Origin of the sequence: Cellulomonas sp. PS-H5, assembly GCF_019265565.1 — a bacterium.
GTDB lineage: Bacteria > Actinomycetota > Actinomycetes > Actinomycetales > Cellulomonadaceae > Cellulomonas.
The window spans coordinates 50,768-61,797 of the sequence record NZ_JAHVCI010000010.1; the positions used below are offsets into that span (position 1 = coordinate 50,768).

Below are 11,030 nucleotides of genomic sequence, written 5' to 3' on the forward strand. Positions count from 1 at the left end.
TCAGCCCTTCACCGCTCCGGACACCAGCCCCGAGGTCATCCTGCCCTGCACCAGCAGGAAGAAGACGATCACGGGGACGGCGATGAGTGTCGACGCGGCCATGACCTCGCCCCAGTCGACGCCGCGGTTCGCGGACGACGCGAGGAACGACCGCAGCCACAGCGGCAGCGTGCGGGCGGACTCGGCGGGCAGCGCGACCAGCGCGACGGTGAACTCGTTCCACGCCTGCAGGAACGCGTACACCCCCGACGCGACGAGGCCCGGTGCGAGCAGCGGGAACGTGATCCGCAGGAACGCCTTGACCCGGCTGAGCCCGTCGACCATCGCGGCCTCCTCGAGCTCGATCGGCACGCCGGCGACGAACCCGCGCAGCATCCAGATCGTGAACGGCACGACGGCCGCGGTGTACAGGACCGAGACGCCGATGACGCTGTTCAGCAGGTTGACCGAGGACAGCATCTTGTACTGCGCGATGAACAGGCCCTCGGCGGGCAGCATCTGCACGAACAGCACCGCGATCACGAACGTCAGCCGCCCGCGGAACCGGAACCGGCTGATCGCGAGCGCCGCGAGGAACGCGAACACCAGCACCGCCACGACCGTGACGGCGGTGATGGCCAGGCTCATCCGCAGCGCGGTGCCGAACCCGGCCCCGTCCAGCACCGACCGGAAGTTGGCGAGGGTGGCGCCGGTGGGCAGGAAGGTCGGCGTCGTCGACCGCAGCCGGGAGCCCGGCAGCACCGAGGACAGCACCATCCAGTAGACGGGGAACGCCCACACCACGGCGATGACGACGGCCAGCAGCCCGAGCAGCGCGCGGCGGACCCGGCGGCCGACCCGGCCCCCGGCGGCTCGCCGGCGCGGTCCGGGCCCGGAGGCGCTCGGTACGGCGGGCGTCCCGGCACGGGCCGGCGGGGCGGCGACCGGGTCGACCGACCCGGCGGGGCCCGCGGGGGACGTGGTGGCGCTCATGCGTCCTCCTTCAGCAGGTTCCGGACGTAGGGCCAGCTCAGCAGCACGGTCAGCGCGAGCACGAAGATCGACACGGCGGCCGCGCCGGCGAAGTCCTGCCGGCCGATGCCGAGCTCGAAGATGAAGTTGCCGAGCAGGTTGGTCTCGCTGACCGGAGCGCCGCTGTCCTGCAGGAGCCGGATCTGCGCGAACACCCGCAGGTCCCAGATGATCTGCAGGAGCAGCACGATCGACAGCACGGGGCGGATCAGCGGCATCGTGATGTGCCAGAGGATCCGGGTCGGGCCGGCGCCGTCGATGCGGGCGGCCTCGAGCACCTCGTCGGACACCTGCGTCAGCGCGGCGTAGACGGACAGCGCCACGAACGGCACCGACATCCACACGATGATCACGGTCGCGACGAAGAAGAACGACAGCGGCTGGGCGAGCCACGCGTGCCCGCTGTACTGGTCGAAGCCCAGCTGGACGAGCAGCCAGTTCACGACGCCGGTGCGCCAGTCGAACAGCCACTTCCACACGGTGACGGCGGCGACCATCGGCATGGCCCAGGCGAGCAGCAGGGCGACCTGCAGCACGATCCGGACGACCGGGTGCACGGCCTTCATCAGCAGCGCGAACAGCACACCGAGGATCACCGTGGCGAACGCGTTGACCAGGCAGAACACGATGGAGCGGGCGACGACGGCCCACAGCCGGTCGTCGGTGAAGATGCGGGCGTAGTTGTCGAGCCCGACGAACGTCGGCGGCTGGCCGAACTGCTGCGCCAGGCCGAACTCCTGCATCGACGTGACGACCTGCCAGTACAGCGGGTACCCCATGCCCGCGAGCAGGACGAGGACGGCGGGGACCAGCAGGACGTAGGCGGTGAGGCCGGGCCGGCGACGGCGCGGCCGGTGCGCGGCGGGCGCGGGGGCCGCCGGCGGCGCGGGCGGGGTGGCCGGCCCGGGGCGGGCCGCGGTGGTGGACATGGCACCTCTCCTGACGAGCGGTGGCCGGACGGTCCCGGCCGCGGGGCGCGTGCCCCGCGGCCGGGAGGACGTCACTGGCCGTTGAGCATCGGCGTGATCTTCTCGTCGTACTGCGCGGCGAGCTCGGTCACGTCACCACCCTCGGCGATCGCCTGGAACAGCTCCTCGTAGACGAACGCCGCCTCGACGGCCGCCCAGCCCGGCGCCGCCGGGGTCAGCTTGGAGGAGGCCGCCGTCTCGATCATCGTCTGCGCGAACTTGTCGTCGCCGAGCGAGTCGACGTACTGCGAGTTCGCCGGGCCGAGGCCGTTCTCGCCCAGCATCTGCTGGTACTCGGGCGAGAAGATGATCCGCAACAGGTTCTCGGACAGCTCCGGGTGCTGGGACTTGGCCGAGATGGCGATGTTCGAGCCGCCCGCGAACACCGGCGCGATGCCGCCGTCCACGCCGGGCAGGGCGAAGATGTCGAACTTCGACTCGTCCACCATGCCGTCGCGGACCTCCTCACCGTCGTCGTTCGTGGTGAGGTCGCCGATCGACCAGCGGGCCCAGCCCGGGGCCATGATCGTCGCGGCGGCCGGGGCGGCGCCGTCGGTGCCGTCGTTCAGGAAGTCCCAGTACGCCACGTCGCGCTCGGTGGCCGGGACGTTGGACGAGCCCTGGTAGACCGCCTGCCACTGCTCGAGGCCCTTGATGGTGTTCGGGTCGGACAGCGTCGAGGTCCACTCGCCGCCGTCCTCGGTGGCGAGCTCGCCGCCGTTCGCGAACACCCAGGAGATGCCGTTGCGCCAGTCCTGGCCGCCGATCGCGAAGCCCGACTGGCTGTCGGTCTTGAGCGCCTTGACGTCGTCGGCGAACTCGGAGAGCGTCGTCGGCTTCTCGAGGCCCGCGGCGGACCACAGGTCGGCCCGGTAGAACATGTAGCGCGAGCCGAAGTAGTACGGCAGCGCGTAGTTCTTGCCGTCCGCCTTGCCCACCTCGACGAACGACGGCAGCAGGTCGTCGCCGCCGAGCTCGTCGTAGAGCGGGGTGAGGTCGCGGAACGCGCCGATGGTGGTGAACGTCGGCGACTGCGTGTTGCCGATCTCGACCACGTCGGGCGTGTTCGCCTCGTCCGGCAGCGCCGTCGTCAGCTTCGTGACGACGTCGTTCCAGTCCTGCTCCTCGATGACGAGGGTCGAGCCGGGGTTCTCCTCCTCGAAGGTCGTCTTGAGGTAGTCGCGCAGCTCGTCGGGGGTGTCCGCCCCGTTGAGCCAGAGCGTGATCTCCGCGGCCTCGGGGGTCCCGTCGGACCCGGTCGAGCCGCCGTCGTCGCCCGACGAGCAGGCGGTCAGCACGAGCGCCGCCGCCACACCGACGGCTGCCATCCGTACGATCTTCACGTTGGTGTTCCTCCCTGATGCGAGGCGGGGCCTGCAAGCCCCGCCGGGGGTGGTGGTACCGGCACTGCAAGCGGTCGGCTCGGGGTCGTCACGTGACCCCGAGCTGACCGGACAGCACGAGGGCCGCGGCGCCGGAGAGCGCCCCGTCCTCGTCCAGCGAACCCATCCGCAGCACGAGGTCCTGCCCCAGCAGGGGCAGGGTCCGGGCCCGGAGCGTGGCGAGCGCCTCGACCCTGAGGGCTCCGTCCAGCAGCTCCGGGGGACCCGAGAGCAGGACCTCGGCGAGGTTGAGGGCACTGACGACGGGAGCGAGGGCCACGCCCAGCTTCCGTCCGACCGACGCGAGCACCGCGTCGGACTCCTCGGGGCTGCGGCCGGCGGTGGCGCGGCGCAGCGCGGGCAGGGAGAGCAGCGTCTCCAGGCAGCCGGCGCGCCCGCACGCGCACGGCCGGGGCTCGGGGTCGCCGGCCCGCACGTCGCGGTCGTCGACCACGGTGACGTGCCCGATCTCCCCGGCGGCGTGCGCGCGGCCGCGCACCAGCGCGCCGTCCAGCACGATCCCGGCGCCGAGGCCCTGGCCGACGGTGACGACCATGAGGCCGGCCCCGGACGCACCGCCGTAGGTGTACTCCCCCAGCGCGTGGGTGTTCGCGTCGTTGGCGACCTGCACCGGCACGCCGAGCCGCTCGGCGAGCAGCGCGGCCAGCGGCAGGTCGTACCAGCCGCGGTTGGGCGCCTGCACGACGACCCCGGCGGCGTCGATCACGCCGGGCGACCCGATGCCGACGCCGACGACGGGCCGGTCCGCGGCGGCGAGCAGCTCGCGGCACAGGTCCTCGAGCACCGCGACCGCGGCGTCGCCGGTCCGGCCGTCGAGCGAGACGGTGCGCCGGGCGACGACCACCCCGGTGAGCGTCATGACCGCGCCGCGCAGGCTGGCGTCGTCCGCGAGGTCGACCGCCACGACCTGGAACTCCTCGGTCCGCATCCCGACGAGCGTCGCCGGCTTGCCGACCCTCCCCTCCGGGCGGACGCCGAGCTCGGCGACCAGGCCCTCGGAGATGAGCACGGACACCAGGTCGGAGACCGTGACCCGGGTGAGGCCGGTGCTGCGCGCGAGGTCGGCGCGGGACGACGGGCCCTGGTGGAACAGGTGCTGCAGGACGAGCGACCGGTTGTGCGCCCGGGCGTGCTCGGGGAGCACCTTGCCCGTCGGGCGGAGTGTGCGCCCGACCCCCCGGTGGCCCGAGGTGGCGGACGGCGTCGTCGTCGTCATGTTTGTTAGTAGACCTTCCTTACTAATCCACCGTCAAGGAGTTCGTGTGACCGTGACCACTTCGTGACCCGGCGTTCACGGGGGCGACATGCGGCGCGGGCGGGCCGCTCCGCCCGCCCTCCACTCAGCCGGCACTCATTGTTGGACCGAGTCCACCTATCCGAGCCACTGTTCTCGGCCCCGACAGTCGATGGGACCGGTTACGCACGGTGAGTACCCGGCGCCCGGCCCGAGGACCACCCCTGGGCCTCGTCAGGCTGGGAGGACCGGGCGGCGCCCAGCCGCCGGACCGACGAAGGAGTCGACCATGAACACCACGCTCGAGATCGCGGTGGCCCGGGGGAACACGTGCGTCCGCTAGAGATCCGGCACCCCGCGCGGGCGCTCGTCGCGACGGTCACCCTCGTCCTGGTCGGCGCGACCACGGCGGCACTGAGCTCTCCGACGCCCGCCCGGGCGTTCTGGATCATGCTGCTCGGCGCCGTGGCGCTGCTCGTCGTGCCGTTCGCAATCGCCACCGTGGTGCACGTCCGGGCCCGTCGGCGCCACGCCCGCGAGCACGACACCCCGTGACCCTGCGCCACCGGTACACCGGAGCGTTCTGCCCGACACGCCAGAGCGTGTCGGGCAGGACGCTCCACCCGACCCCGGTCGTCCGGGAATGCCCCGCCCCTCCCCCGCGCTGCACCGGGCATGGAGCTCGGCCTGTACACGTTCGGCGACATCCACCCCGACCCGGTCACCGGCACGGTCACCTCCCCCGCGCAGCGCCTGCGCGACGTGCTGGAGCGGGTCCGCCTCGCCGAGGAGGTCGGCCTGGACCACGTCGGCATCGGCGAGCACCACCGCCCCGACTACGCCATCTCCTCCCCCGCGACCGTGATCGCCGCGGCGCTCGCCCAGACCGAGCGGATCAGCGTCGGCAGCGCCGTGACCGTGCTGTCGACCGAGGATCCCGTCCGGCTCTACCAGCAGTTCGCGACGATGGACCTGCTGTCCGGCGGACGCGTCGAGCTGCTCGCGGGGCGCGGGTCGTTCATCGAGTCGTACCCGCTGTTCGGTGCCTCGCTCGACGACTACGACGACCTGTTCGACGAGAAGATCCGGCTGCTGCTCCGGATCGACCGCGGCAACCCCGTCACCTGGTCCGGCCGGTTCCGCGCGCCGCTGCACGCCGCCGAGGTGCTGCCGCGCCCGCTCGACAAGCCCGGGCTCGGCGAGCACCTGCGGATCGCGGTCGCCACCGGCGGCAACCCGGCGTCCTCGGACCGCGCGGGCCGGCTCGGCCTCCCCGTGTCCTACGCGATCATCGGCGGCCGGCCCGCGGACTTCGCCCCGCTGGTGCGGCTGTACCGGGCCGCGCACACCGAGGCCGGCCACGACCCCGCCACGCAGCGCGTCGAGGTCGCCGGCATGGGGTTCGTCGCCGACGACGCGAAGCAGGCGCGGGAGTTCTTCTTCCCGTACTGGCTCAGCACGATGCGCCGGATCGCCGCCGAGCGCGGGTTCGCCATCCCGAACCGGATCGCGTTCGAGTCCCAGGCCGCCAAGGGCGGGGCCTACTTCGTCGGGTCGCCGCACGAGGTCGCGGACCGCATCGTGGCGCTGCACGCCGCGCTCGGGCACGACCGGCAGATCTTCCAGACCTGAGCGGCGTCCCGCAGCGCGAGAGCCTGCGCGCGATCGAGCTGCTGGGCACCCAGGTGGCCCCGCTCGTCCGCGAGGCCCTGGGCGCGTGACCCGGCCCCGGACGTAGGTGGTGGTGGGTGTCAGTCCGATGCGGCAGGATCGTCACATCCGCTTGCGACGGGGTGGCCGAGGTCAAGTGGTCGTTGCAACGAGTGCTGATCAGGCGGCTGCGGTGAGGAGTTCGGCGAGGGCTTGGGCTGGGGTGCGTAGGTCGAGGGTGGGTCGGGGTCGGGCGTTGAGCATGTCCTGGACTCGTCGGATCTCTTCGGGGGTCCAGGTCGACAGGTCGGTGCCCTTGGTGAACCAGAACCGCAGCAGCCGGTTGGTGTTCTCGTTGCTGCCTCGCTGCCAGGGTGAGTGCGGGTCGGCGAAGTAGACCGGTGCTTGCAGGTCGAGCTGGATGCGGTCGTAGGCGGCCATCTCGCTACCCCGGTCCCAGGTGATCGAGCGGCGCAGGTGGGCCGGCAGGTCCGACATCGCCGCGATCATCGCCTCGGCGACCGCCTCGGCGCGGCGTCCCTGGGGAAGATGGAGCAGGATCGCGAACCGGGTCGAGCGTTCGACCAGCGTCCCGATCGCCGAGGCGTTGCGCGTCCCCATGATCAGGTCGCCCTCCCAGTGCCCGGGCACGGCCCGGTCGGTGACCTCGGGCGGGCGCTGGCTGATCCGCAGCGCGCCGGAGAACGTGGCCCTGGCCCCGACGGCGGCCCGGGTGCGGGGCTTGCGGGCGGTCTGACCGGTCGACAACCGCTTGGCCAGGTCCTGACGCAGCCCGCCGCGGGCCTGGACATACAACGCCCGGTAGATCGTCTCGTGGCTCACCCGCCCAGTGTGGTCGTGCGGATGAGCCGTCTTGAGCATCTTCGCGATCAGCCCCGGCGACCAGCCCTGATCCAGCCCCTCGGTGACCACCGCCGCCAGAGCAGGGTCGGCCGCCAGCTTGAACGCCTTGGGCCTGGCCCTGCGCCCGGCAGCCATCCGATCAGCGAGCTGGGACCGGTAGACCCCATCCGCGCTGCGCCCCCGCGCGACCTCCCGAGACACGGTCGACTTGTCCCGGCCGATCAACACCGCGATCGCGGTCATCGTCAGCCCCTGAGCCAACCCGGCCTGGATCACCGCGCGATCCTCACCCGACAACAACCGGCCCGAGGGCTCGCCCGCCGGCGGTCTCGGCAGCCGCAACCCGCCCCGCGGACCCATCGCCATCGGCTCACCGAACGCCGCCACGACCCACGGCCGCAACGTGCTGACCGCGACCCCGAGCAACCGTCCCGCGGCAGACAACGACGAACCCGCGGCGACCAACGCCACCGCCCGCTCACGCACGTCCTCGCCCAGAACAACCCCACGGACCATCGCAACCCCCCCAGACGTTGCGACGACCCTATGAACCTGCCAGGAGACCCGATGACGCCCGTGACGATCGAGGTGACCCGCGACGACCTCCTGGCTCGTCGAGCCAGGATCTTGCGCCGCCTCGGCACCACGATCGAGGCGCTGCGGTCCCGGGCGTCGAGCGGAACTCCGTCCGCCGAGGAGTGGGACGCGATCGCCGAGCTGGAGGAGATCAGCTTCCTGCTGGACGACTCCGCCGATGACTTCTGAGCTTGCTGCTCGCTCCGAGGCGTTCGCCTGCGAGGTCAGCGAACTGATCCGCGGCTCGCTCGGGGTCGACGTCCAGGTCGTCTCGGTGCGCCTCGGCGACCGGTACGCGATCCGGCCGGCCGGGGACACCGCGCCGCAACGGCGGATCCCGCTCTGCGTGAACGGCCAGCACCTCGCCGACTTGTCGCTCGCGCTCTACCAGACGTTCGATCACTCGCGGAGGCACCTGAAGACCACCCGGATGGACTTCGGGATCTTCTCGACGCTCGACCGGACGCCGTTGCTCAGGCTCGAGTACCGCAGCGACATGCGGGAGGACCCCTGGTCTGCCACTGGCAGGTCCACGCAGAGCGAGGTGCCTTCTCCCACCTCCTGTCGATCGCCAACTCAGCGGACGCGCGCCGAGTACCCAGTCCGCACGACCTGTCGAAGGTCCACCTGCCCGTCGGTGGCGAACGCTTCCGGCCCTGCCTCGAGGACCTGATCGAGATGCTGATCCGCGACTGCGGGATCGACGCAGCACCAGGGTGGCAACAGGTTCTGGCGGCGGGACGGGAACGCTGGCGCCTCCGCCAGTTCCGCACCGCCGTTCGCGACCTCCAGGACGAGGCCGCCGCTGTCCTGCGCGCCCACGGGTGGGAGGTCACCTCCCCTGACGCCGAGTACTCGCCGCAGGTGCAGCCCTACCGCACCTGGTGACCCGGGCGGGCCGCACGTCCCGCTCGCCCACCGCCCCGGCCTCGATACGGTGTGACCTGTTGGATCTTGCTTCCGAGAGGGACTCGCCGTGACTGCACCCGTCGACGCCACCACCACCGGCGCCTGGACCGCCCTGACCGCGCACGAGGAGGCGTTCCTCCCCGACCTGCGGGGCTGGTTCGACGCCGACCCCGAGCGCGCGACGCGCCTGACCCGGCAGCTGGCCGACCTCACCGTCGACCTGTCGAAGAACCTCGTCACCGACGAGACCCTGTCCCTGCTCGTCGCCCTCGCGGACCAGGTCGGCCTGAAGGCCCGGCTCGACGCGATGTTCGCCGGCGAGCACATCAACGTGACCGAGGACCGCGCCGTGCTGCACACCGCGCTGCGCCGCCCGGCCGACGCGGAGCCCACCCTCGTCGTCGACGGCCAGGACGTGGACGCCGACGTGCAGGAGGTGCTCGCGAAGATCGCCGCGTTCGCGGACAAGGTCCGCTCGGGCGAGTGGACCGGCGTCACCGGCGAGCGCGTCGCGACCGTCGTGAACATCGGCATCGGCGGCTCGGACCTCGGCCCGGTCATGGCGTACGAGGCGCTCAAGCCGTACGTGCAGGACGGCCTCGAGGTGCGGTTCGTCTCGAACATCGACCCGACCGACATCGCCGAGAAGACCAAGGACCTCGACCCGACGACGACGCTGTTCGTCGTCGCGTCCAAGACGTTCGGCACGCTCGAGACGCTGACCAACGCGCGGCTCGCCCGCGACTGGCTGTGGCGCGAGCTCGTCGCCGCCGGTGCGATCGAGGACACCGAGGAGGCCCGCACCGGCGCGGTCGCCAAGCACTTCGTCGCGGTGTCGACGGCGCTCGACAAGGTCGCCGCGTTCGGCATCGACCCGGAGAACGCGTTCGGGTTCTGGGACTGGGTCGGCGGGCGCTACTCGGTCGACTCGGCGATCGGCACCTCGCTGGCGATCGCGATCGGCCCGGACGCCTTCGGCGAGTTCCTCGAGGGCTTCCACGCCGTCGACGAGCACGTCCGCACCACGCCGTTCGACCAGAACGTGCCGGTCCTCATGGGCCTGCTCAACGTCTGGTACGTCAACTTCCTGGACGCGCACACGCACGCCGTCCTGCCGTACGCCCAGTACCTGCACCGGTTCCCGGCGTACCTGCAGCAGCTGACCATGGAGTCGAACGGCAAGTCGGTCCGCTGGGACGGCACGCCGGTGACGACGGAGACCGGCGAGGTGTTCTGGGGCGAGCCCGGCACCAACGGCCAGCACGCGTTCTACCAGCTGATCCACCAGGGCACCCGGCTGATCCCGGCGGACTTCATCGCGGTCGCCAACCCGGCGCACCCGCTGAAGGACGGCGAGACCGACGTGCACGGCCTGTTCCTGGCGAACTTCTTCGCGCAGACCAAGGCGCTGGCGTTCGGCAAGACCGCCGACGAGGTGCGCGCCGAGGGCACCGCCGAGGAGATCGTCCCGGCTCGTGTGTTCCCGGGGAACCGCCCGACGACGTCGATCCTGGCCCCGTCGCTGACCCCGTCGGTGCTCGGCCAGCTCATCGCGTTGTACGAGCACATCACGTTCGTCGAGGGCGTCGTGTGGGGCATCGACTCGTTCGACCAGTGGGGCGTCGAGCTCGGCAAGAAGCTGGCGCTCGAGATCGCCCCGGCGGTCGAGGGCGACGCGGACGCGCTGGCGGCCCAGGACCCGTCGACCCGCTCGCTGATCGCGCGCTACCTGGACCTGCGCCAGGGCTGACCCCCACCCCGGCCAGCCACGCACGGGCCCGCCGCGACGACGGTCGCGGCGGGCCCGTGGCCGTCCCCGCCGGGCTCCAGCGCGCCAGCGTCCGCCGAGCGAGTAGTCGACACGTCGAGGGAGTAGTCGGCGGCTACACGCTCGACGCGTCGGCTACCCCCTCGGCGACCTGGGCGGGGCGGGGAGGGCGGCGTGCGGGACGCGCGGCGCGTCGGCGGGCGCGCTCAGGCCACCGGGCGTGGGCGGCGGCGGCCCAGGAGGTCGTCCAGGGGGTCGCCCCGGTCCTCGACCTGCGTCGGGACCGGGGGCGAGCCCAGGCCCGCGTCGACCGGCGGCAGCACCGGGCCGCCGACGAGCACCGTCGGCTGCGGCACCGCGATCCCGTCCGCGTCCGGCCACCGGGCCGCGTCGGCGCGGTGCCGGCGTCGGCGCGCGCGCACGGTGCCGCGCAGGGCGACCCCGACGAGCACCGCGGCGAGGACGGCCGCCTCGTAGGCCAGCACGACCTGGGCGTACAGCGTCAACCACACCTGGAGCGCCAGCACGGCCACGCCGGCCAGCACGACGGCCACCCGTCCCATGAGACCCCCTCGGCTCATCGCTGCGGTGCGTGCGGCAGGCCAGCGTCCCGCCGATCGCGGGCCGGGTCAAGACCCTCCGGGTGA

At 72.3% G+C, this 11,030-nt stretch carries 12 protein-coding genes; 6 read left to right on the forward strand and 6 right to left on the reverse strand.

Annotation, left to right across the window (positions count from 1 at the left end):
- The 4 genes from J5O08_RS06440 to J5O08_RS06455 all read right to left on the reverse strand — a co-directional run bounded on the left by J5O08_RS06440 (window position 1) and on the right by J5O08_RS06455 (window position 4,598).
- A complete protein-coding gene (locus tag J5O08_RS06440; RefSeq protein WP_218706053.1) occupies window positions 1-972 on the reverse strand; it encodes a carbohydrate ABC transporter permease in 972 nt (323 codons plus the stop codon).
- Window positions 969-1,940 (reverse strand): carbohydrate ABC transporter permease, encoded by a 972-nt coding sequence (locus J5O08_RS06445; protein ID WP_218706054.1) that lies wholly within the window; start codon window positions 1,938-1,940, stop codon window positions 969-971. Before J5O08_RS06445 ends, J5O08_RS06440 begins: the two co-directional genes overlap by 4 nt.
- A gap of 71 nt (window positions 1,941-2,011) precedes the next feature.
- Window positions 2,012-3,307 (reverse strand): extracellular solute-binding protein, encoded by a 1,296-nt coding sequence (locus tag J5O08_RS06450; RefSeq protein WP_218706055.1) that lies wholly within the window; start codon window positions 3,305-3,307, stop codon window positions 2,012-2,014.
- 103 nt (window positions 3,308-3,410) lie between these two features.
- Complete coding sequence (locus tag J5O08_RS06455; RefSeq protein WP_218706056.1) at window positions 3,411-4,598, reverse strand: ROK family transcriptional regulator; 1,188 nt, start codon at window positions 4,596-4,598, stop codon at window positions 3,411-3,413.
- 348 nt (window positions 4,599-4,946) lie between these two features.
- Between J5O08_RS06455 and J5O08_RS06460 the strand changes: the two genes are divergently transcribed.
- Together J5O08_RS06460 and J5O08_RS06465 are read left to right on the forward strand one after the other, a co-directional pair.
- A complete protein-coding gene (locus J5O08_RS06460) occupies window positions 4,947-5,171 on the forward strand; it encodes a hypothetical protein (RefSeq protein ID WP_218706057.1) in 225 nt (74 codons plus the stop codon).
- 120 nt (window positions 5,172-5,291) lie between these two features.
- Complete coding sequence (locus tag J5O08_RS06465) at window positions 5,292-6,248, forward strand: LLM class flavin-dependent oxidoreductase (protein ID WP_255589405.1); 957 nt, start codon at window positions 5,292-5,294, stop codon at window positions 6,246-6,248.
- A 198-nt stretch (window positions 6,249-6,446) separates the two neighbouring features.
- Here the strand turns inward: J5O08_RS06465 and J5O08_RS06470 are convergent, their stop codons facing one another.
- A complete protein-coding gene (locus J5O08_RS06470; protein ID WP_218706058.1) occupies window positions 6,447-7,646 on the reverse strand; it encodes an IS30 family transposase in 1,200 nt (399 codons plus the stop codon).
- A 51-nt stretch (window positions 7,647-7,697) separates the two neighbouring features.
- On the opposite strand from J5O08_RS06470, the gene J5O08_RS06475 reads away from it, so the two are divergent.
- The 4 genes from J5O08_RS06475 (at window position 7,698) to pgi (ending at window position 10,365) form a co-directional block, all read left to right on the forward strand.
- Window positions 7,698-7,895, forward strand: a complete 198-nt coding sequence (locus J5O08_RS06475) for a hypothetical protein (protein WP_218706059.1) — start codon at window positions 7,698-7,700, stop codon at window positions 7,893-7,895.
- On the forward strand, window positions 7,885-8,379 hold the full coding sequence (locus tag J5O08_RS06480) for a hypothetical protein (protein ID WP_218706060.1): 495 nt from the start codon (window positions 7,885-7,887) through the stop codon (window positions 8,377-8,379). The genes J5O08_RS06475 and J5O08_RS06480 overlap by 11 nt, the downstream gene beginning before the upstream one ends.
- Window positions 8,380-8,384: 5 nt before the next feature.
- The gene (locus tag J5O08_RS06485; protein WP_218706061.1) at window positions 8,385-8,594 is read left to right on the forward strand and encodes a hypothetical protein; all 210 of its coding nucleotides are present in this window, start codon (window positions 8,385-8,387) and stop codon (window positions 8,592-8,594) included.
- 88 nt (window positions 8,595-8,682) lie between these two features.
- Window positions 8,683-10,365 carry a glucose-6-phosphate isomerase gene (gene pgi / locus J5O08_RS06490; protein WP_218706062.1) on the forward strand — a complete coding sequence of 561 codons (1,683 nt, stop codon included), beginning with the start codon at window positions 8,683-8,685 and terminating at the stop codon, window positions 10,363-10,365.
- 224 nt (window positions 10,366-10,589) lie between these two features.
- Here the strand turns inward: pgi and J5O08_RS06495 are convergent, their stop codons facing one another.
- Window positions 10,590-10,946, reverse strand: coding sequence for a hypothetical protein (locus J5O08_RS06495; RefSeq protein WP_218706063.1), 357 nt, complete (start codon window positions 10,944-10,946; stop codon window positions 10,590-10,592).
- Between the last annotated feature and the right edge of the window lie 84 nt (window positions 10,947-11,030).